Here is a 20,996-nt window from a genome sequence, read left to right as displayed (position 1 = left end):
GGGGTGGTCAGCCGACGGGCGGTCAGCTGACGGGCACGCCGTCCGCGACGAGCCGGGAGCGCGCGCGCAGCGCTGCCTGGTAGCGCGCGTGCAGCGCCGCCTTGTCAGGCTTGCCGCCGGGCGTGCGGGGCAGCTCGTCGACCAGCCACAGGTGCCGGGGCTCGCAGGACGCGCCGAGCGAACCTCGGACCAGCGCGCGCAGCGCCTCGAGGTCCACCTCCGCGCCGCCCCTGCTCACCACCGCGCCGGCCACCACCTGCTCGCCCTCGTCCGGCAGGGCGAAGACCGCCGCGTCCGCCACCGCCGGATGGCCGGTCAGGACGTGCTCGATCGGATAGGCGTGGACGCCCGGCGACAGCCGGGTCTCCACGCGGTCCACGAGGAACAGGTACCCCTCGGCGTCGAGCCGGCCGAGGTCGCCGGTGCGCAGCCAGCCGTCGCGCAGCGCCCTGGCGGTGGCGGCGGGATCGCCCACGTACCCCGCCATGATCTGCGCCGAGCGCACCCACACCTCGCCGACCTCGCCGGCGGGCAGCTCGACGCCGTCCTGGCCTCTGACGCGCAGCTCCACCCCCCGCACCGGCCGTCCGACGGACGCCAGCAGGCCGGGCCGCAGGTGGTCGCCGGGCGACAGGGCCGTGACGAAGCCGCCCTCGGTCAGCCCGTAGCACTGGACCGCCACGGGGCCGAGCGCCGCGATCGCCTCACGGCTGCGCGCGGGTACGGCGGGCGCGCCGCCGTACATGACGAGGCGCACGTCGCTCGCCCCGGCGGCCCGCGCCGAGCCGAGCGGCCCGGCGAGGGCGTGGAACTCGTGCGGCCGGCCGGCCAGCACCTGGGTCACCCGCTCTCTGACGGCCACCTCGGCCTCCCTGCCGACGTCGGCGTCCTCCAGCAGCACCGCCGTGCCGCCGCCGGCCAGCGTCCACAGCACGATCTGGTTGGGCAGGTAGTGGCCGGGCGGCACCAGGAAGCGCCACGGCCCCGGCCCGCAGATGGCCCTCGCCGCGGCCAGCTGCGCCGCCTCGGCGTCCTGGCTGTAGGCGACCGGCTTGCACTCGCCCGTCGTGTCGTTGGAGAACGTGACCGCCGACAGGGCCCCCGGCCGCGTCCCCGGCACCTCGACCAGGCGGCAGTGCGGGGTGCCGAACAGGTCGGCGTCGAGCCGATAGCTGACCGGCAGCGGGCGCGCCTCGAGCAGCTGATCGGCGTCGTCCTGGCGCGACGGCTCGTGGAGCAGGACAGAGGCGCCGAGCGCGCGCACCGTCTCGGCCGCCACCTCGGCGGGAAGCCCGGGCAGCAGATGGATGACGGGACAGCCGAGCGCGAGCGTCACGAGCCTGGCGACGGTGGACTCGGGCTGCCAGCCGGACATGCAGGCGATCGGGTCGCCCGGCCGCACCCCGCGCGCGTGGAGCGCGGATGCCGCGCCCGCGACCATCGCCAGCACGTCGTCGCCGGTCAGGCGGCGGCGCCCGCACACCAGCACCTCGCGCGGCCCCGCCGCGCGCACCCCGTCGACGAGGCTCTGACCGAAGCTCTGACCGTGCCTCCGACCGGGGCTCTGTCCGAGGCTCATGCCGCCCTCCTTCCGAGCAGCACGGGCAGGTTCTTGGTGCTGTTGCCCAGCACCGTGCCCAGCGGCCGCCACCCGTCGCCCCGCTCCGCGAGCGTCAGGTCGGGGAAGGCCTCGAACAGCGCGGCCAGCGCCACCTCGGCCTCCAGCCGGGCCAGCGGCGCGCCCAGGCAGAAGTGCGGGCCGTGCCCGAACGACAGGTGCGTGGGCGTGGGCGCGGTCACGTCGAACCGCTCCGCCCGCTCGCCGTAGTGGTCGGGGTCGCGGCCCGCGGAGGCGAAGCAGCCGAGGACGGCCTCGCCCTTGCGCAGCTTGACCCCCTCGATCTCGAGATCCCGTACGGCGTAGCGCATCGGGAAGTGCGCGATCGGCGAGTCCCACCGCATCGTCTCCTCGATCACCGCGCTCCATGGGTGCTCACCCGAGCGGACCCTGGCCAGCTGGTCCGGATGCGTCAGCATGACCCGCGAGGCGTTGGTGATGAGGTTGACGGTGGTCACATGCCCCGCGATGAACAGCAGCTCGACCGTGTCGCGGGCCTCCGATCGGGTGAGCCGGTCCGCGCCGTCGTGCTCGGAGGCGGCGATCAGGTCGGTGATCAGGTCCTCGCCCGGCGTGTCGCGCCGCATCTCGATGATCTCGTCGAGCAGCCCGCGCAGTTGCCTCCGGGCGTCGGTGACGTCGTCGGGAGTGTCGCCGACCCTGGCCGCCACGTCGGTGAGCTTGTGGAGCTCGTCCCGCAGCTCGCCGGGGACGCCCATCAGCTCGGAGATGACGTCGCGCGGTATCGGATAGGCGAACTCCAGCCGCAGGTCGACGACGCCCGGCGGCATCGCCGCCAGCCGGTCGAGATGACAGGCGACGAACTCGGCGATCCTCGGACGCAGCTTCTGTACCCTGCGGGCGGTGAACGCCTTGGACACCGGCGCGCGCAGCCGGTGGTGGGCCTCTCCCTCCGCGTTCAGCATGGACGTGTCGGAGGCGAGCCTGGTCACCGCGGTGTCGGGAGGGGCGGCGGCCCTGGCCGCCGGATCCCAGTGACTGATGTCCCTGGACAGGTCGGGATGGGTGAGGACGGCGGCCAGCGTGTCGTGGCGGGTGGCCGCCCACGCGCGCACCCCCTCGACCTCCACCGGGACCAGTGATCCCGCCTGGCGCAGCCGCGCGCTGTCGGCGTGCACGTCGTCGCTGGCCGGATCGAGCACGAACACGACGTCTTCGGTCTCCATGCTCACCTCATCCTTTCCTGCGTGGCCGAGAGCGCGGCCGCGTCAAGTCCTGGATCCTTGCCGAGGTAGAGGTCGCGGACCAGCTCGCCGGCCGCGGGCGCGTTGCACAGGCCGTGCCCGGAGAAGCCCGCCGCGTAGAGGAACGCGGGAGGGCCGGGACGGTGGCCGATGAAGGCGGTGCGGTCGGGACTGGCGTCCCTGACCCCGGTGACCGCCGTGTGCAGCCCGGCGCCGCCGACGCTCGGGTAGACGGCGGCGAGCGTGGCGGCCACGCGGGCCCGCCAGGCGTCCCGGTCGGCGTCCGGATAGCCCATGCCGATCAGCAGCCGGTCGCCGCGCAGCCGGACCAGCAGACCGCTGGCGGCGTGCAGGGTGACCGGGATGCCGGGCATGGGCGGCAGCGGGTCGGTGGTCAGCAGCTCCTGGACGACCGGCTCGGTGAGCGGCAGGTCGACGCCCGCCGGGCGGGTCAGCTCCGCCGACCAGGCGCCGGCGGCGCACACGACGGCCTCCGCCGTGATCACGCCGTCGGCGGTCTCCACCCTGCCGGTCTTTGCGTCGACGGAGGTGACGGGCGTGCTGGTGCACAGCACCGCGCCCGCCCGCCGCGCCGCCTCGGCGTAGCCGCCGACGATGGCCGCGGTGTCGGAGATGTACGCCTGCGGCGACCACGCGGCGGCCAGCAGCGGCAGGTCGGCCGCGACGAGCGGGTTGAGCCGCCTGGCCTCGCCGGCGCCGATCAGCTCGACCTCCACCCCCGCGGCCCGCTGCGCGGGCAGGTCGGCCTCGAAGGCCGCCACCTGCTCGCGGTCGGTGAACAGCACCAGGTAGCCGACCTGCCGCAGCGGCAGGTCGAGGCCGGGCCGTTCGGGGAAGGCGCGGTAGGCCGCGAGACTCCGTACGGCCAGCGCCGAGCTCACCGGGTTGCCCGCGAAGTAGGCGCGCACCACGTCGGCCGTGGCCCGCGACGCGCCCGATCCGAGCGCGCCGCGTTCGAGCAGCAGGGTGCCGACCCCCGCCTCCGCCAGGTGGAAGGCGATCGAGAGGCCGATCACCCCGCCGCCGACGACCACGACCTGAGCGTCGGTGCTCATGCGGGTGCGCTCACACGGCGCAGGTGATCGCCCAGCTGCCAGGGGAACAGGTGGAGGTTCCACCCGCCCAGACAGTTGAGATAGAGCGTCATGTGCGCCATGAGCGCGGTGAAGTCGTCGCGGTCGCCGATGCCGTCGAGGCAGTCGAGGGTCCTTCTGGTGAAGTCCCAGACCTTCTCCAGCCCGCAGTAGCCGAGGAACTCGGCAGGTGTCGGGATGAGGACGCGGGCCATCTGGCGCAGCGGCCCCAGCGGCATTCCGTCGTAGGCCGCCCGCACCAGGCCGCCGTAGGCGGCGTAGCCCAGCGGGCGCGTCTCGCCGTTGACGAACAGCAGCGTGGTAAGGACCGTCTCGTAGCTGCCCGCGCACGAGGCGATGCGGCCCTCGTGCAGGTCGACCAGCTCCTGCGGTGGCTCCAGCCAGATCCGCTCCGTCTCGGCGTGCAGGTCGCCGATCAGCGCGTCGACCTCCGGGGCGGCCGCGGTCAGGCGCGGCACGCTGTGGCCGCCGACCCCGCCCGCGCGGCGGACCTCGGCGATGACGGGCTTCTTGGTGGTGTACACCGCCTCCCACACCGCCTCGCCCGCCTCCAGGAGCGAGTCGAGGTCGTCGGGGATGACGTGGCCGATCGGGGTGGCGGGCATGGGCTCGGTGAGCTCGCCGTACTTGATGCCCAGGTGCTGAAGGCGGGAGGCGAAGAGGGTGCCGTCCGGCTCGGCGCGCCGATCCTCCACCTTGTACGGGGCCGACTGGTACAGCAGATCATGGACAGGAGCGACGTGGTAGAGGTGCTGACCTGCCACGAGAGCATGGCCCTGCAGGCTGCGGTACGGCAGGGCGTTCCACAGGCTCTGCGCCAGAGCGGCGTTGCGGTTATCCAGCTCGGCGGTCACGGCGAGCCCCAGTGCGGGCCAGCCGATCTCTACGCGTTTTGGAGTAGTCACAATATGTGATGCTATCACCACGTTGCGTATTCAGTGGGCGAGATGTCCGATTTTTCGGCGGGGCGGACCCTGGCGTTACCGTTACGAGAGCAGCCGGGTCAGGACCCGGGTGCCGAACTCCAGGCCCTCCACCGGCACGCGCTCGTCCTTGCCGTGGAACATCCCGAAGTAGTCGAGATCGGGCCTCAGCATGAGCGGCGCGAAGCCGTACCCCTTGATCCCGATCCTGGCGAACGACTTCGCGTCCGTGCCCCCGCTCATCACGTACGGCACCGGCCTGGCCAGCGGGTCCTCGGCCACCAGGGCGGCGCCCATCTCGTCGAAGAACGAGGAGGGGTAGGGGGCCGAGGGCGCGTCCTCGAGGTTGACGAACTCACGGGTGATCTTCGGGCCGAGCAGCTCGTCGATGGTCGAGAGGAACTCCTCCTGCAGGCCCGGCAGGTAGCGCCCGTCGACGTGCGCCGAGGCGCTGGACGGCACCACGTTGACCTTGTAGCCCGCCGACAGCATGGTCGGATTGGCCGAGTTGCGGATCTGGCCCTTGAACAGGCTGCCGAGCGAGCCGAGCCGGGCCGCCTCGTCGTCGAGCCGGTCCAGGTCGATCGGCCGGCCGGTGATCTCCGACAGGCTCCGCAGAAGCGCGGCGACCGACGGCGTCAGCCGTACCGGCCACTGGTGGGAGGCGATGCGGGACAGCGCGTGGGCCAGCGTGGCGACGGGGTTGTCGACGGCGGGCCTGGAGCCGTGGCCCGCGACGCCGTGCGCGGTGAGCTTCATCCACGAGGTGCCGCGCTCGCCCACGGCGATGGGGTAGACGCGGGCCCCGCCCGAGGTCACGCTGAAGCCGCCCGACTCGCTGATCGCCTCGGTGACGCCGTCGAACAGGTCGCGGTGCTCGGTGACGGCGTGGCGCGAGCCGAAGTCGCCCGTCGCCTCCTCGTCGGCGAGGAAGGCCAGCACCAGGTCCCGCCTGGGGCGCAGCCCCGTGGCCAGCAGGCCGAGCACGGTGGCGATGGTCATCGCGCACGAGCCCTTCATGTCGACCGCGCCCCTGCCGTACACGCAGTCGTCCACGATCTCGCCGGAGAACGGGTGCAGCTGCCACTCGGCGGGGTCGGCGGGCACCACGTCGAGGTGGCCGTGGATGAGCAGGGCGTCGGGCGAGTCGCCCTCGACCCTGGCCACGACCGTGGTGCGGTGCGGCGCGGACTCGAAGACCTCCGGTTGCAGGCCCGCGTCGGCCAGCAGCGTGGCGACGTACTCGGCGGCCGGACGCTCGCCCGAGCCTGGGTTGGTGGTGTCGAACCTGATCAGATCGGAGCAGATCTCGGCAACGCTCTTCACATCATCCCCAGAAGATTTTCTCGTAGAACGCCAGCTCGGCTTCGAGCACCGCGACGATAGTCTCCTGCCTGCGCCACCCGTGCCGCTCGCCGGGAAACGTCAGCAACGCGCACTCTTTGCCGTGTCTGTCCAGCTCGCTGGCGAACCGCTCGGCCTGGCCGACGTCGACGATCGCGTCCTCCAGGCCGTGCAGCATCAGGCAGGGGCCCGAGGCCTGGCGGGCGTGCAGCAGCGGCGATCTGTCGAGGTAGCGCTGCCGCGTCTCGGGCAGCGGCCCGACGAGCCCGTCGAGGTAGCGCGACTCGAAGTCGTGCGTCTCGGCGGCCCAGCTCTCCGGATCGGTGATCGCGTAGTGGGCGGCCCCCGCGGCGAAGACGTCGCTGGAGGTCAGCGCGGCGACGGCGGTCCAGCCGCCCGCATCGATACTCATGACTCACCAGTTGCCGTCGGACGGAGGGAGGGGGATCTCCGGCGGGTGGAGGACGTAGACGACGCCTCCGCTTCCCGAGCCGCGCAGCCAGACGTTCTCGAAGGCTGCCCTGGGATAGATCCGCCGAACCCCCTCGGCCGCCGGATCGTTGGCGATCACGTCGCCCTGCGCGGTGAACCCGGCGACGACCATGATGTGCCCGGTCGTGGAGTAGCCGGCTCCCGGCAGTTCCCGCTCCTTGAACGACTGCGAGGTGATCAGCGGGATCCCCGCGGCCACGAAGGACTCGAGCTCGGTCAGGGAGCGCAACCGCGTGACGAAGCCGGTCAGGCCGTAGCGCCCCGCGTAGGCGACGCTGAAGGGCCAGTTGCCGCAGCCCTGGTAGCTGTGGTCGTACATGTCGCGGGCGGCGTGGTCGACGGCGGGGCACGGATCGGCGGGGTCGACCCACGCCAGCTCCTCGGCGGCCGGGCCCCTGCCCCAGAAGCCGAGCACCATCGCCACCGACGAGGGGCTGCACCAGGATCCGCCGCCGCCGTCCCACTGCGGGTAGTGGCCGGCGTGCACGCGCTGCGAGAGCGGCGGCACGGCCAGCTCGATCCCGCTCGCCTTGCCGGGAGGCGTGGCGCGCACGGGGCCCGGCGCTGCGGAGGCCATCACGCTGACCGAGCCGACGCTCGCGCCGGTGCCGTACAGGGTGACCCTGACCTGGTAGGCGAGCATGGGGCGTCTGGCGACCAGGGTGTCGACGGCGACGTCGCCGTCCTCGTCGCCCTGGCCGGGCAGTGACGTGCGGTGGATGTCGGCGCAGGTCTCGGCCCACCTGCCCAAGACGTACCACCGGGTACGGCGGCCGTCGGCGGTCCTGGCCCGCAGCTCGACCTCCAGCCAGCTGCCCGGCGGCGTGCGCGCGGTCCACGACGGCACCAGCTCGGCGGCCGGGAAGCCGATCTCGATCTCCTCGCCGGTCCACCTGGTGTAATCCCAGACCGCGGCGCCGTTGCCGAAGGGATCGTGATAGCCGCGGGAGCCGCGCTCGCCCGGCGTGATCGGCTGGAGGGCGACACGCGATATCACCCGGCCGATTGTGGTGGACGTCCAGGTGGGCACGCATCGGATGGTTTACGTACTCGTTCAGCCCTGCGCCGGGAATGCGTGGCCTGGATGGGGTCGATGTCCTGCACCGACCAGCCGCGCGCCACGGCCATGGAGTCGGCTCGGCCGTCGGCGACGTGCCGCAGCGCGTGCGCGGCCGCCCGATCGGGGTCGCCTGCCGCGATCGCCTCGTACAGCTCGGCGTGCTCCTCGCTCTGCCGTCCGGGATCGCGGTCGGAGGTGAGGTGGAAGAGGCGGTGCAGGCGGGCGTCCAGCGGGCGCATCAGGTCGGCGAGCAGCGCGTTGCCCGAGATGGCCACCAGCTCGTGGTGGAAGTCGGCGTTGGCTGCGGCGATGCCCGCCCTGTCGCCGCGCGCGATCGCCGCCCTGGCCCGTTCCATGCACGCGCGCAGCCTGGCCAGCCCCTCGGCGTCGGCGCGCTCGGCGGCCAGGCGCGCGGCCAGCGCCTCCAGGCTCTCGCGCACGTCGAACAGGTCGCGCACGTCGTCGGGGGTGAACGGGCTGACCAGCGCACCCCTGCCGGGCACCAGCACCACCAGTCCCTCGGCGGCCAGCAGGCGCAGGGCCTCGCGCAGCGGAATCCGCGACACCTCGAGCTCGGCCGCCAGATCGCGCTCGACCAGCCGCTCGCCGGGGCGCAGTTCGACCTCGACGATGCGGCGCTTGAGCGTCTCGTAGGCCAGGTTCGCGGTCGTCACGGGACCAGGGTACGGGCGCTGGTCGGCATGATTTTTCGTCACCTGAAAGCACCTGTACCTTGTGCCGTTGGTCGAGGTTCATTCACGGGGAGGTAAGCGTGTCTCTGCGCGAGCGCATGCGTTACTGGTTCGACAACACGATGTCCAGGGGAACCGCCTCGCTCATCGGGTGGCTCGCCCTGGTCTCGGTGGCATTAGTGCTGGTGGTGGCGGGCCTGACCGTCTGGCTGACCGACGAGCCCGAGGGCGCGGGAATCGGTGAGGTGCTGTGGCTGTCGCTGATGCACGCCATGACCCCGAGCAAGGTGGCCAGCGACAAGGGCAGCACCGCCTTCCTCGCCGTCATGTTCGCCGGCTCGCTGGCCGGCATCTTCATCGTCAGCATCCTGGTCGGCCTGCTGTCCAACGGTCTCAAGCAGAAGATCGACCGGCTGCGCAGGGGCCGGTCGATGATCGCCGAAACCGGCCACACCGTCGTGCTCGGCTGGTCCGACCAGGTCTTCACCATCATCGGGGAACTGGTGAAGGCGCACGCCAGCCAGCGGGGCTCGGTCATCGCGGTGCTGGCCGACCGCGACAAGCTCGACATGGAGGAGGAGATCAGGGAGCGCATCGGCGACACCGGCAGGACCAGGCTGGTCTGCCGCACGGGGCGGCCCACCGAGCCCGGCGACCTGAGGCTGATGAACCTCGACAAGGCGCGCTCCATCGTCGTGCTGTCCCCCGACGGCGAGGACCCCGACGCGCACGTCATCAAGATCCTGCTGGCCCTCGCCAAGCGGGCGGGCGACCACCCGCCGGTCGTCGCCTCGCTCACCTCCAGCCGCAACCTGGCCGCCGCCCGCCTGGCCGGCGGCGACCAGGTGCACCTGGTCGACTCCGACGACACCGCCTCCCGGCTGATCGTGCAGTCCTCCAGGCAGTCGGGCATGTCCGTGGTCTGCATGGACCTGCTCAACTTCGACGGCGGCGAGATCTACCTCCGCTCCGACGCCGCCCTCACGGGCCAGTCGTACGGCGACGCGCTGCACGCCTACCAGACGGCCACCGTCATCGGCCTGCGCCGGGCGCAGGGCGTCGTGCTCAACCCGCCCATGGACACCGTCATCACCGCCGAGGACGAGGTCATCGTCATCGCCCACGACGACTCGCTGATCCACCTCGCCTCGGGCGCGGCCCCGCTCTCGGAGAAGGACCTCGCGGTGGCGCCGGCCGTGGCACAGGAGCCCGAGCGCACGCTCATCCTCAACTGGAACGCGCGCGCCGAGCACATCGTCCGCTACCTGGACGGCTACGTCGCCCCCGGGTCGGTGCTGGAGATCGCGGCCGACCACCCCAAGGCGGGCGCGGGCCTGGACGGCCTGCGCAACCTGACCGTGAACGTCAAGGAGAGCGACACCACCGACAGGTACGCGCTGGAGGCGCTCGGAGTCGGCCTCTACCAGCACGTGATCGTGCTGTCGGACGACCGCTTCAAGCCGCAGCACGCCGACACCCGCACGCTGATGACGCTCCTGCAGCTGCGCGACATGCAGACGGTGGCGGGGGAGCGCTACTCGATCGTCAGCGAGATGCACGACGAGAACAACCGCTCGCTGGCGGAGGTGACCGAGGCCGACGACATCGTCATCAGCGACACCGTGATCGGCCTGCTGCTGGCCCAGCTCGCCGAGAACAGGCACCTGGCCGACGTCTTCGGCTACCTCTTCGACTCGCGCGGCTCGGAGATCTACCCCCGGCCCGCCACGTCCTACGTCACGAAGGGCGTTCCGGTGTCCTTCTCGACCGTCATCGAGTCGGCCAGGCGCAGGGGGGAGACGGCGATCGGCTACCGCCTCGCCTCGGGCGTCAACCAGCCGCCGCACTACGGCGTCGTGCTGAACCCGAGCAAGTCGCAGCCCGTGACGCTCGGCGAGGATGACTCGGTGATCGTCCTGTCCGAGCGCTGACCGCCGCCGCACAAGGCGGTAGCGTGCGCGGTGTGAGGACGATCGACTGGGTCGACGGAGCCATCGAGCTCGTCGACCAGACGCTGCTGCCGGACGAGCTGGTCATGCTGCGCATCACCACCGTGGACGCGCTCATCGACGCGATCCAGCGCCTTGCCGTACGGGGGGCTCCCGCCCTGGGGGTGGCGGGAGCGTTCGGCGTGGTGCTGGCCGACGGCGACAGGAAGGCCATCGCCCGCCTGCGCGAGGCCAGGCCGACCGCCGTCAACCTGGCGTGGGGCGTCGACGAGGCCGCCGCGCACCTGGAGGAGGGCAGGGCGGCGGTGCTGGCCAGGGCCCAGCGGCTGCGTGACGAGGACATCGCCGCCTGCGTGGCCATGGGCAGGCGCGGCGCCGACCTGCTCGAAGGCGACCGGCTGCGGGTCATGACCATCTGCAACACCGGTGGCCTCGCGGCCGTGGAGCGCGGCACGGCGCTGGGCGTCATCCAGACCCTGCACGAGCGCGGCAGGCTGGCCGAGGTGCTGGCGCTGGAGACCAGGCCGCTGCTGCAGGGCGCGCGGCTGACCGCGTGGGAGCTGGACCGGATGGGCGCGCCGTACCGGCTGATCGCCGATTCCGCGGGGCCCGCGCTGCTGGCGCGGGGCGGGATCGACGCGGTGCTGATCGGGGCGGACCGGATCGCCGCGAACGGCGACACCGCCAACAAGGTCGGCTCCTACTCCCTCGCGCTGGGCGCCGAGCGCGCGGGCGTGCCGTTCTTCGTGGTCGCGCCCGAGACGACCATCGACCCCGCCACCCCTTCGGGCGAGCACATCGAGATCGAGGACCGGGCGGAGGAGGAGGTCGTGCGGGTGCGAGGTGTACGGCTCGCGCCCGAGGGCACCCGTGCGCTGAACCCCGCGTTCGACGTGACGCCCCACGACCTGATCACCGCGATCGTCACCGACCAGCGAGTGTTCCGGCCCTGACGAGACCAATAATCGACAATCCCGGGATCTGTCCGTACACCCCGCGTTACCCTCGGTCGTCACCATCCCCGTCCTGGAGTTCGCCGTGGCCATCGATCTCGTCTCGCGCCGTGCCTGGCGTGCCCGTCCCCCCGGCGGCAGCTACACCCAGCTCGACTCCACCAGGGGAGTCAAGGTCCACTACACCGGCGGCAGGGTCGACCCGGCCATCGTGCGCGACCACGCCAAGTGCGTCTCCCTCGTGCAGTCGATCCAGAACTTCCACATGGACTCCAACGGCTGGATCGACATCGGCTACTGCGTGGACGAAGAGACGGAGATCCTCACCCGGCAGGGCTGGAAGTCCTACCGTGAGCTCCAGGTGGGCGATCTCACCCTCACGCTCAACCACGAGCTGGGCGTCTCGCAGTGGCAGCCGGTCCTGGAGGTGTGCGTCTTCCCGAGCAGGGAGCGGGAGATGGTGAGGATGGAAGGCGTCAGCCATTCCTCGCTCACCACGCCGCAACACCGCTGGCCGGTTGAGCGTTTCCGCAGGCGCACAGGGACCACGCGGCAGAAGGGGCCCGACGGTAGGTGGCTCCCCACGGGCGCGGCTCCCCGCTCGGTCACCGAGCGCGAGCGACTCTGGGTGACAACGGAGACACTCGGCTACTGGGATCGCATCCCGATCGCGGCTCCCTGTGCGGATCTCCCGGTCGAGGCCAAGTGGTCCGACGCGTTCGTCGAGCTCGTCGCCTGGTTCTGGACCGAAGGGCACATCAAGCCCCTTCGCGGCGCGCGCCCGTCCACCAGCGTGGCGGTCTATCAGTCGATGTCCTCCAATCCAGGCCATGTCGCGCGGATCAGGGCGGCGCTGAGTGCGGTGTTCGGCCCGCCGGTCGAGGCGTTTCCCCGCCTCGGCGTCCAGACCGACGGCGTGCCCAGGTGGCGCGAATGCCGCAACCGTCATCTGGCGGAGTTCCACCTCTCGGCGGACGCGGGACGGCTTCTGCTCGAGGTCGCGCCTGACCGGGTCCCGGCCCAGGAGTTCCTGCTCTCCCTGACCAGGGCGCAGTTGTCCCTGTTCATCGAGGTCTCCCTGGCCGCCGACAACGCGGGTGAGGACGCGCTGGCGCAGAAGAGCAGGGCCGCCGCCGAGGCCTTCATGTTCGCCGTGCTCCTGTCGGGTAGCGGGGCCTCCCTTCGGATGCGTCCGCCGACCGACAGCTGTCCCAGCGAGATGTGGCAGGTCAACATACGGCGCAAGCAGCACTTCGCCCCTCGTTCCGCGGCGCTGCGGGGCTCGACGTTCTCCATCACGCGGGAGATCTACACAGGAGAGATCTGGTGTCCGCGTACCGAGAACCAGAGCTGGCTGGCTCGCCGTCAGGGCAGCGTGTACTTCACCGGCAACACGTATGTCGCGTGTCCGCATCGGAAGGTGTTCGAGGGGCGGGGGCTGCACCACCTGCCCGCCGCCAACGGCGCGGGCCTCAACTCGGGCCATTACGCGGTGCTCGGGCTGGTCGGCAACGCGGGGCTGACCGTCCCGCCCGACGGGGTGCTGCACGCCATCCTCGACGCCATCCAGCACCTTCGCGAAAAGGGCGAGGCGGGGCGCGAGATCAAGGGGCACCGCGACGGGTTCAACACCGACTGCCCTGGCGACCGCCTCTACGCCTGGATCAGGCGCGGCGCCCCCAGGCCGGGCGGCCAGGAGCCGCCGACGCCGCCGCAGCCGCAGGCCCCCGCCTTCCCCGGACGGCTGCTGCGGTTCCCGCCCGTGATGCGCGGCGACGACGTCCGCACGTGGCAGCGGCAGATGAAGAAGCGCGGCTGGAACATCGGCGTCGACGGCGCCTACGGAGCCGACTCGCGCGACGTGTGCCGCAGGTTCCAGCGCAACCAGGGCATCGCCGACGACGGCATCGTGGGCCCCACCACCTGGCGGCTGGCCTGGGAGGCGCCGCTGCCCTGAGCCGCCGGCGCGCCGGAGGCACCCCCGGAGCAATGTTCTGGTACGGCTCCGCTTACCATCCAAGGCATGAGACTGGCCGCGGACTTCCCGTCGACTACCCGCGACGACTGGCGGGCTCTGGCGCTCGGCGTGCTGCGCAGGTCCGGCGTGGACGCCGACCCTGAGGCCGCGCTGGCCACCGACACCTACGACGGCGTGCGCCTCGCCCCCCTCTACGACGCCGGCGACCTGCCCGAGCTGCGCGCGCCCCGCCCCGCGCACCGGGGCTGGGACGTGCGGCAGCGCCACGCCGTGGCCGACAACGAGGCGGTGCTGGCCGACCTGGAGAACGGTGTCACCTCCCTGTGGCTGGCCGTTCCCCCCGGCGATCTCGCGCGGACGCTGCGCGGGGTCCACCTCGACCTGGCGCCCGTGGTGCTCGAGGCAGGCGAGCGCACCGCCGAGGCGGCCGCCGTGCTGCTCGGGCTCGGCGCCGAGGTGCGCGGCAACCTCGGCGCGGGGCTGGGCGCCGACGCCGTCACGCTGGCCAGGCGGTGCGCGGCCGAGCACGAGGGCCTGCGGGCGATCGTCGTGGACGGCTTGCCGTACCACGACGCGGGCGGCAGCGACACGCAGGAGCTCGGCTGCTCCCTCGCGGTCGGCGTGGCCCACCTGCGGGCGCTGACCGAGGCCGGGCTGCCGGTGGAGCAGGCACTGGGCCAGCTGGAGTTCCGCTACGCCGCCACCGCCGACCAGTTCGCCACCATCGCCAAGCTGCGGGCGGCCCGGCTGCTGTGGGCCCGGGTGGCGGAGGTCTGCGGAGGAGGCGGCGAGCAGGTGCAGCACGCGGTGACCAGCTCGGCCATGATGACCGCGCGCGACCCCCACGTGAACCTGCTGCGGACCACCCTCGCCTGTTTCGCGGCGGGCGTGGGCGGCGCCGACGCGGTGACCGTGCAGCCCTTCGACGCCGCGCTGGGCGCGCCCGACGCCTTCTCGCGGCGCCTCGCCCGCAACATCCAGGCACTGCTGCTGGAGGAGGCGGGCGTGGGGCAGGTCGCCGACCCCGCGGGCGGCTCCTGGTACGTCGAGCGGCTGACGGCCGAGCTGGCCGAGCGGGCCTGGCGGTGGTTCCAGGAGATCGAGGCCGCGGGCGGCATCCAGGAGGCCTCCGGGCTGGTCAGCGCGCGCATCGCGGCGACCAGGGCGCGGCGCGAGGCCGACATCGCGCACCGGCGCTTCCCCATCACGGGCGTGAGCGAGTTCCCGAACCCCGACGAGCGCCCGCGGCCCTCGACGAGCGGCAGGGTGGAGCGCTACGCCAGGCCGTACGAGGAGCTGCGCGATCTCGCGGACGCCCAGCCCGAGCGGCCCACCGTGTTCCTGGCCACCATCGGCCCCGTCGCCGCGCACACCGCCAGGGCGGCGTTCGCCGCCAACCTCTTTCGCGCCGGCGGCCTGCGCACGGTCACCTCCGGCCCCGGAATTGACCCGGAGGCGATCGCGCGGGCCTTCGCCGCGAGCGGCGCCGCCGTCGCCTGCCTGTGCTCCAGCGACCAGCTGTACGGCGAGCACGCCACCCCCGTCGCGCAGGCGCTGAGACGCGCGGGCGCGAGAAGGGTCTGGCTGGCGGGGAAGGGAACCCATGAAGGCGTCGACGCGCGCCTGTACGCCGGCTGCGACGCGCTGGAAGTCCTCCGCACGACCTTCGACGACCTGGGAGTGACTCGATGATCCCCGACTTCACGACCATCCCCCTGGCGTCGCCCGCGACCTCCACCGGCACGCTCGACGGCGAGCCGTGGGAGACGCCCGAGGGCATCGCGGTCGAGCCGGTCTACACGGCGGCGGACCTCGAGGGGCTCGACTTCCTCGGCACCTATCCGGGAGCGGTGCCGTACCTGCGCGGGCCCTACCCGACGATGTACGTCAACCAGCCGTGGACGATCAGGCAGTACGCGGGCTTCTCCACCGCCGAGGAGTCGAACGCCTTCTACCGGCGCAACCTCGCGGCCGGGCAGAAGGGCCTGTCGGTCGCCTTCGACCTGGCCACGCACCGGGGCTACGACTCCGACCACCCGCGCGTGGCGGGCGACGTCGGCATGGCGGGCGTGGCGATCGACTCCATCTACGACATGCGCCAGCTGTTCGACGGCATCCCGCTCGACCGGATGTCGGTGTCGATGACCATGAACGGCGCGGTGCTGCCTGTCCTCGCGCTCTACATCGTGGCCGCCGAGGAGCAGGGAGTGGCCGCCGAGCAGCTCACGGGGACCATCCAGAACGACATCCTCAAGGAGTTCATGGTCCGCAACACCTACATCTATCCCCCTGGGCCGTCGATGCGGATCATCTCCGACATCTTCGCCTACACCAGCGAGCACATGCCGAAGTTCAACTCGATCTCGATCTCCGGCTACCACATCCAGGAGGCGGGGGCCACCTGCGACCTGGAGCTGGCCTACACGCTGGCCGACGGCGTGGAGTACCTGCGCGCGGGCGTGAACGCGGGGCTCGACCTCGACAGGTTCGCCCCGAGGCTGTCGTTCTTCTGGTGCATCGGGATGAACTTCTTCATGGAGGTCGCCAAGCTGCGGGCCGCCCGCCTGCTGTGGTCGCGCCTGGTCGCGGGGTTCGGCGCGAAGAACCCCAAGTCGCTGTCGCTGCGCACCCACTCGCAGACCTCGGGCTGGTCTCTCACCGCCCAGGACGTCTACAACAACGTCGCGCGCACCTGCGTCGAGGCGATGGCCGCCACCCAGGGCCACACCCAGTCGCTGCACACCAACGCCCTCGACGAGGCGCTGGCGCTGCCCACCGACTTCTCCGCCCGCATCGCCCGCAACACCCAGCTGCTGCTGCAGCAGGAGTCGGGCACCACGCGCGTCATCGACCCGTGGGGCGGCTCCTACTACGTCGAGCGCCTCACCCACGACCTGGCCGAGCGGGCGTGGCAGCACATCGAGGAGGTCGAGGCGGCCGGCGGCATGGCCCGCGCGATCGACGCCGGCCTGCCCAAGCTGCGCATCGAGGAGGCCGCGGCCCGCACCCAGGCCCGCATCGACTCGGGCCGGCAGCCGGTCATCGGCGTCAACAAGTACCGGCCCGCCGCCGACGAGCCGATCGAGGTGCTCAAGGTCGACAACAGCGCGGTGCGGGCCCAGCAGCTCGACAAGCTGCGCCGCCTGCGCGCCGACAGGGACCCGCAGGCCGTACGGCAGGCGCTGGAGAACCTCACCAAGGGCGCGGCGGGCGGCGACAACCTCCTCGCGCTCGCCGTCGAGGCGGCCCGCGCCAAGGCCACGGTCGGCGAGATCTCCGACGCGCTGGAGAAGGTGTTCGGGCGGCACGCGGGCCAGATCCGTACCATCTCCGGGGTGTATCGCGAGGAGGCGGGCCCGGTGAAGGGCATCGAGCAGGTCCGGCAGGCGTGCGCGGCCTTCGCCGACGCCGAGGGCAGGCGCCCGCGCATCCTGGTGGCCAAGATGGGGCAGGACGGCCACGACCGCGGCCAGAAGGTGATCGCCACCGCCTTCGCCGACCTCGGCTTCGACGTGGACGTCGGCCCGCTGTTCCAGACGCCCGAGGAGGTGGCCAGGCAGGCGGTGGAGGCCGACGTGCACATCGTCGGGGTCTCCTCGCTGGCCGCGGGGCACCTCACGCTGGTCCCGGCGCTGCGCGCGGCGCTGGCCGAGCTCGGCGCGGACGACGTCATGATCGTGGTCGGCGGCGTGATCCCGCCCGGCGACTTCGGCGAGCTGCGCGCGGCGGGCGCCTCAGCGATCTTCCCGCCCGGCACGGTGATCGCCGACGCCGCCCTCGACCTGGTACGCGAGCTGTCCTCGCGGTTGGGCCATTGAGAACGCTCGACGACTACGTCAGCGGCGTGAAGTCGGGCTCGCGCGCCTGGATCGCCCGCGCGATCACGCTGGTGGAGTCGACCAGGGCCGACCACGCCGAGCTGGCGCAGCGGCTGCTCGTCGAGCTCACCCCGCTGGCAGGGCAGGCGCGCAGGGTGGGCATCTCGGGTGTGCCAGGGGTGGGCAAGTCCACGTTCATCGACGCGCTCGGCACCCTGCTGACCGGCCGCGGACATCGCGTGGCCGTGCTGGCCGTCGACCCCTCCTCGACACGCACCGGCGGCAGCATCCTCGGCGACAAGACGCGCATGTCGCGCCTGTCGGCCGATCCGAACGCCTTCATCCGCCCCTCGCCCACCTCGGGCACCTTGGGCGGCGTCACCAAGGCGACCAGGGAGGCGATGGTCGTCGTCGAGGCCGCGGGCTTCGACACCGTGCTGGTGGAGACCGTCGGCGTCGGGCAGTCGGAGACCGCGGTCGCCGACATGGTCGACACCTTCCTGCTGCTCAGCCTGGCCCGCACCGGCGACCAGCTGCAGGGCATCAAGAAGGGCGTGCTGGAGCTCGCCGACGTCATCGCGGTCAACAAGGCCGACGGGGACTTCGAGATGGCCGCCAGGAAGGCGGCGCGAGAGCTGGCTGGCGCGCTGCGGATGCTGCGCTCCGAGGGCCCGCCCCCGCCCGTCCTGACCTGCAGCGGGCTGACGGGAGCGGGAATCGAGGAGGTGTGGGCGCAGGTCCTCGCCCACCAGGACCGCGTCGACCTGGTCGAGCGGCGCCGCCGCCAGCAGGTCGGATGGACGTGGACGCTCGTGCGCGACCGGCTGCTGGGCGAGCTGCGCGGCGACCCCGCCGTGGCGGCGATCGCCGAGGAGGTCGAGCGCGAGGTGCTCGACGGCGCGCTCACCCCGTCGCTGGCCGCCGACCGCCTCCTGTCGGCCTTCAAACGCCGCTGAGGCGGGCGCGGTAGATCTCGCGGGCCCGCTCCAGCACCGCGAGATGGTCGTCGAGCTGGTCGGGGGTGTGCAGGACCGCGTGCTCGCGCACCAGTTCCTCCAGCGCCTCGAGCCAGTCCAGGCACCACTGGACGTCCTGCCGCCTGGCCACCCGCCGCCCCTCGACGTCGAGATAGACGGGGCTGCTCAGCGCGTACGTCTCGCCCGTCATCGACTCGGCGGAGGGCCCGCCGGCCGCCTCGGCGAGCACGTAGGTGGGCTCGTCCACCTCGAACGAGGCGCTCACCGCGGTGCCCTCGGAGACGGCCACGACGCCGTCGGCGGTCCGCAGGCGCAGCTCGGCCACTTCCGGCCCGGCCGTGCGCGCGGTGGCCACCACCCTCGCGCCGCGCTCCAGGTCGAGCACGTCGCCCGGCTCGTGCCCGTTGACCGACAGCTCCAGCCAGGGGCCGGTGGTGGCGAAGGTGCGGCCGCGCCGTACGGCCTCGGCGAAGGAGGCGGCGCTCAGCGGGCCGTCCACGCGTGCGTAGACGCGGGCCCAGCCGGGAGGGCTGGACTGGCGGTCGAGGCGGGTGAAGGAGAGCATCGTGTCCGTCCCCGCCGTGACGGCCAGGCGGTTGCCCGCGCCGAGCAGGCGCCGGTAGACGACGGCGGTGGCGCCGATATCGGCGTGGGTCAGCACGTCGAGGCTGTCGACCAGGCCGAGGGCGGCGTCGGCGACGAGCGCGCGGGCCGCGCAGTTGCGGGCGACGGGGCGCATGAGCCGCTGGGGCGGGTCGTTCTCGGTGAGAGGCGTGCCGAACGGGTGGCTGTAGCCGAGCAGCGCGCCCGACTGGCGCAGCTCCCGCAGCGCCTCGGCGTTGGGCGGCCAGTCGGCCTCGCCCGCGAACCCCGTGTGGAAGCGCTCGGGCGGCTTGGCCTGGCCGAAGGCGTGGACGTGGCCGAGCAGGTCGTTGCGGTACTCCACCCCCATGCGCGCCACGTGCGTGTCGTCCGACCAGGGCAGGTCGGCGCCCGTCCACTGGTCGAGCGCGTCGCGGTCGTAGACGCGGGAGCCCGAGACGTTGCCCGCGAGCAGGTTCAGCACGTGCAGGTCCTCGCCGAGCTGGACGGCCGCCGCCTCGGCGGGGGTGGCCACGTGGTCGCCCGCCCAGTTGAGATGGACGTGCAGGTCGCCGCCGTACCAACCGCGGGCCGCGGCGTCGAGGCGGCGGCGCGGCGTCAGCCGTACGGCGTGCTCCTGGCCGGGGGAGAGGATGACGGCGGTCAGCGCCTCGCCGTACTCCATGCCCCTCGTGACGGAGACGGTGAGCGTGTCGGCCGGCACATCGAGGACCAGGTCGTCGCCGTGGAAGTACGGCAGGCCGTGGAAGTCGTGACGGTGCGGCGCGCCCGCGGGGAACCAGCCCTGGCCGTCGGCCCCGAACACGCTCCACCTGCAGGGGAAGCCCGCGCTCAGCCGGAGCCTGGCCGAGGGGACCGTCCTGACCAGGCGGCGCAGGCACACGGGCGCGCCGTCGACGGTCAGCTCGCTGTCGGGGGTGACCTCGACCAGCCACGCGCCCGCCGCCCGCAGCTCCCGCGACCGTCCGTCGGCCGACACCCGCACCGGGCCGTCGCGCCAGGAGTCGACCAGCAGCGACAGCGTGGGCGGCTCCCCCAGGGTGGTGCGGGGCGCGCCTTCCAGCCGCACCCCCTCGTCGGTGATCCGCAGCGCCGCCAGCGCGCCGGGCAGCCTGCCCTCGAGCGTGTCGCGCAGCAGCTCGTCGTAGTCGGGCTCGCCCAGGCGGGCGCCGAGCTCCATGAAGGACGCGCCGGGATGCCGCTCGGCGAGCCTGGTGAAGGCCAGCCCCCAGAACCTGTCCATGAGCTGGGGCGGCAGCACCCCCCTGACCCTGAAGAGCTTGACGTAGTGGATCTCCGGCTCACCCCAGGTGATGCCGTGCTCGTCGAGCAGCCTGCCGTAGTCTCGCAGCGCGCCCGCGACCGTGCCGGGCAGCATCGGATCGTCGCACATGAGCCTCTCCCGCCTCGCGTGCGGACATCGTGGCACGGTACGGCGGAGCTCCAGGTCAGCCGGGGCGTGAATTGTCACCCGCGGGGTGCGGAATTCTCCACCCCGTGTGACCTGGCCTCCTCCCAGAGGTCCTGGGCGGTGCTCGTCCAGGTGACGGAGACGAGCTCGCCCCTGTCCCGGTAGGCCCGCATGATCGCGACGTGGGCCGGCAGCCGCACGAACGCCCGGAGGCCGGCCTCGGAGCGCCACACCGACACCGACCCGATGCGGCGCGCCCCCGGGTCCGCCCACAGCCACAGCCCGACCGCGCCGTCCAGCTCCGGCCACAGGCGGCTCAGCCCCCACCCCGTACGGCAGGCGCGCGGCAGGTGCACGGCGCGGTGCAGGCGGAAGGCGGTGAGCGCGACCACGACGGGATCCTCGCCCCTGCGCTCAGGGCCGGGGATCCATCGGGTCCGCATCATGCGGCGAGAACCTGTGCCGCCTCGCGGATCTCCGGGCTGAAGGGCGTGGGCCGCAACGTCGAGGGGTCGATGTTGACGTTGACCCTGCGGCCCTCGGCGTGGACGGTCTCGCCGTCGGGCGACAGCACGCGGAAGCCGTACACGCCGCTGGTGGTGCCCATCCGCTCGATCCAGAAGTGCACCAGCGGCTCGCCCGCGCCCATGATCGGCACGTGGTAGGTGATCGTGAACTCGCGGACGGCGAAGAAGACGTCCTTGAAGCGGGAGCGGGCGGGGTCGAAGTCCCAGCCCTGCTCGGTCCAGAAGGCCGTGATGGCGCGCTCGACGAGGACGGAGTAGTGGGCGTTGTGCAGCAGGCCCATGGCGTCGAGGTCGTCGAAGTGCACCTGGACGGGGCGGGTGTGGGACAAGG

The 20,996-nt window shown here is 72.6% G+C and carries 17 protein-coding genes; 6 read left to right on the top strand and 11 right to left on the bottom strand.

Annotation, left to right across the window (positions count from 1 at the left end; all coding sequences use genetic code 11):
• Positions 1-22: 22 nt before the first annotated feature.
• The 8 genes from H4W81_RS19540 to H4W81_RS19505 all read right to left on the bottom strand — a co-directional run bounded on the left by H4W81_RS19540 (position 23) and on the right by H4W81_RS19505 (position 8,431).
• On the bottom strand, positions 23-1,579 hold the full coding sequence (locus H4W81_RS19540; protein ID WP_192776136.1) for a class I adenylate-forming enzyme family protein: 1,557 nt from the start codon (positions 1,577-1,579) through the stop codon (positions 23-25).
• The gene (locus H4W81_RS19535; RefSeq protein WP_192776135.1) at positions 1,576-2,805 is read right to left on the bottom strand and encodes a cytochrome P450 family protein; all 1,230 of its coding nucleotides are present in this window, start codon (positions 2,803-2,805) and stop codon (positions 1,576-1,578) included. Before H4W81_RS19535 ends, H4W81_RS19540 begins: the two co-directional genes overlap by 4 nt.
• A gap of 2 nt (positions 2,806-2,807) precedes the next feature.
• On the bottom strand, positions 2,808-3,899 hold the full coding sequence (locus tag H4W81_RS19530; protein WP_192776134.1) for an NAD(P)/FAD-dependent oxidoreductase: 1,092 nt from the start codon (positions 3,897-3,899) through the stop codon (positions 2,808-2,810).
• Positions 3,896-4,843, bottom strand: coding sequence for a cucumopine synthase-related protein (locus H4W81_RS19525; protein WP_192776133.1), 948 nt, complete (start codon positions 4,841-4,843; stop codon positions 3,896-3,898). Before H4W81_RS19525 ends, H4W81_RS19530 begins: the two co-directional genes overlap by 4 nt.
• A gap of 81 nt (positions 4,844-4,924) precedes the next feature.
• Positions 4,925-6,187 (bottom strand): M20/M25/M40 family metallo-hydrolase, encoded by a 1,263-nt coding sequence (locus tag H4W81_RS19520; protein WP_192776132.1) that lies wholly within the window; start codon positions 6,185-6,187, stop codon positions 4,925-4,927.
• 1 nt (position 6,188) lies between these two features.
• A complete protein-coding gene (locus H4W81_RS19515; protein ID WP_225958697.1) occupies positions 6,189-6,617 on the bottom strand; it encodes an alpha/beta hydrolase family protein in 429 nt (142 codons plus the stop codon).
• 3 nt (positions 6,618-6,620) lie between these two features.
• Positions 6,621-7,694: a C39 family peptidase gene (locus tag H4W81_RS49390; RefSeq protein ID WP_318781826.1), complete on the bottom strand. Its 1,074-nt coding sequence runs from the start codon at positions 7,692-7,694 to the stop codon at positions 6,621-6,623.
• Entirely contained in the window at positions 7,691-8,431 is a 741-nt protein-coding gene (locus tag H4W81_RS19505; RefSeq protein WP_192776130.1) for a GntR family transcriptional regulator, read from the bottom strand. The genes H4W81_RS49390 and H4W81_RS19505 overlap by 4 nt, the downstream gene beginning before the upstream one ends.
• Positions 8,432-8,547: 116 nt before the next feature.
• On the opposite strand from H4W81_RS19505, the gene H4W81_RS19500 reads away from it, so the two are divergent.
• From H4W81_RS19500 to meaB, 6 genes are all read left to right on the top strand, one after another.
• A complete protein-coding gene (locus H4W81_RS19500; RefSeq protein WP_192780904.1) occupies positions 8,548-10,380 on the top strand; it encodes a CASTOR/POLLUX-related putative ion channel in 1,833 nt (610 codons plus the stop codon).
• 32 nt (positions 10,381-10,412) lie between these two features.
• Positions 10,413-11,351 carry an S-methyl-5-thioribose-1-phosphate isomerase gene (gene mtnA / locus H4W81_RS19495; protein WP_192776129.1) on the top strand — a complete coding sequence of 313 codons (939 nt, stop codon included), beginning with the start codon at positions 10,413-10,415 and terminating at the stop codon, positions 11,349-11,351.
• A gap of 85 nt (positions 11,352-11,436) precedes the next feature.
• Positions 11,437-13,308 carry a peptidoglycan-binding protein gene (locus H4W81_RS49385; protein ID WP_318781824.1) on the top strand — a complete coding sequence of 624 codons (1,872 nt, stop codon included), beginning with the start codon at positions 11,437-11,439 and terminating at the stop codon, positions 13,306-13,308.
• A 66-nt stretch (positions 13,309-13,374) separates the two neighbouring features.
• Positions 13,375-15,021 carry a methylmalonyl-CoA mutase subunit beta gene (locus H4W81_RS19480; protein ID WP_192776128.1) on the top strand — a complete coding sequence of 549 codons (1,647 nt, stop codon included), beginning with the start codon at positions 13,375-13,377 and terminating at the stop codon, positions 15,019-15,021.
• The gene (scpA, locus tag H4W81_RS19475; protein WP_192776127.1) at positions 15,018-17,147 is read left to right on the top strand and encodes a methylmalonyl-CoA mutase; all 2,130 of its coding nucleotides are present in this window, start codon (positions 15,018-15,020) and stop codon (positions 17,145-17,147) included. Before H4W81_RS19480 ends, scpA begins: the two co-directional genes overlap by 4 nt.
• Positions 17,144-18,103 carry a methylmalonyl Co-A mutase-associated GTPase MeaB gene (gene meaB / locus H4W81_RS19470; protein WP_192776126.1) on the top strand — a complete coding sequence of 320 codons (960 nt, stop codon included), beginning with the start codon at positions 17,144-17,146 and terminating at the stop codon, positions 18,101-18,103. Before scpA ends, meaB begins: the two co-directional genes overlap by 4 nt.
• Here meaB and H4W81_RS19465 read toward each other — a convergent pair.
• The 3 genes from H4W81_RS19465 to H4W81_RS19455 form a co-directional block, all read right to left on the bottom strand.
• On the bottom strand, positions 18,090-20,120 hold the full coding sequence (locus tag H4W81_RS19465; protein ID WP_192776125.1) for a CehA/McbA family metallohydrolase: 2,031 nt from the start codon (positions 20,118-20,120) through the stop codon (positions 18,090-18,092). The two genes, meaB and H4W81_RS19465, sit on opposite strands and share 14 nt — an antisense overlap.
• Before the next feature lie 74 nt (positions 20,121-20,194).
• Complete coding sequence (locus tag H4W81_RS19460; protein ID WP_192776124.1) at positions 20,195-20,584, bottom strand: hypothetical protein; 390 nt, start codon at positions 20,582-20,584, stop codon at positions 20,195-20,197.
• Positions 20,581-20,994 (bottom strand): acyl-CoA thioesterase, encoded by a 414-nt coding sequence (locus H4W81_RS19455; protein ID WP_192776123.1) that lies wholly within the window; start codon positions 20,992-20,994, stop codon positions 20,581-20,583. Before H4W81_RS19455 ends, H4W81_RS19460 begins: the two co-directional genes overlap by 4 nt.
• Positions 20,995-20,996 lie beyond the last annotated feature (2 nt).

Origin of the sequence: Nonomuraea africana, from assembly GCF_014873535.1 — a bacterium.
GTDB lineage: Bacteria > Actinomycetota > Actinomycetes > Streptosporangiales > Streptosporangiaceae > Nonomuraea > Nonomuraea africana.
Note: the sequence above shows the minus strand (reverse complement) of the source record. Positions and strands in the feature narration are given on the sequence as shown.

What these genes read in the sequence shown, in the direction of transcription:
- H4W81_RS19480 (WP_192776128.1), top strand. Translation starts at nt 13,375, where the DNA reads ATGAGACTGGCCGCGGACTTCCCGTCGACTACCCGCGACGACTGGCGG.
- H4W81_RS19460 (WP_192776124.1), bottom strand. Translation starts at nt 20,584, where the DNA reads ATGATGCGGACCCGATGGATCCCCGGCCCTGAGCGCAGGGGCGAGGAT.
- scpA (WP_192776127.1), top strand. Translation starts at nt 15,018, where the DNA reads ATGATCCCCGACTTCACGACCATCCCCCTGGCGTCGCCCGCGACCTCC.
- H4W81_RS19530 (WP_192776134.1), bottom strand. Translation starts at nt 3,899, where the DNA reads ATGAGCACCGACGCTCAGGTCGTGGTCGTCGGCGGCGGGGTGATCGGC.
- H4W81_RS19515 (WP_225958697.1), bottom strand. Translation starts at nt 6,617, where the DNA reads ATGAGTATCGATGCGGGCGGCTGGACCGCCGTCGCCGCGCTGACCTCC.
- H4W81_RS19540 (WP_192776136.1), bottom strand. Translation starts at nt 1,579, where the DNA reads ATGAGCCTCGGACAGAGCCCCGGTCGGAGGCACGGTCAGAGCTTCGGT.
- H4W81_RS19535 (WP_192776135.1), bottom strand. Translation starts at nt 2,805, where the DNA reads ATGGAGACCGAAGACGTCGTGTTCGTGCTCGATCCGGCCAGCGACGAC.
- H4W81_RS19500 (WP_192780904.1), top strand. Translation starts at nt 8,548, where the DNA reads ATGCGTTACTGGTTCGACAACACGATGTCCAGGGGAACCGCCTCGCTC.
- H4W81_RS19465 (WP_192776125.1), bottom strand. Translation starts at nt 20,120, where the DNA reads ATGTGCGACGATCCGATGCTGCCCGGCACGGTCGCGGGCGCGCTGCGA.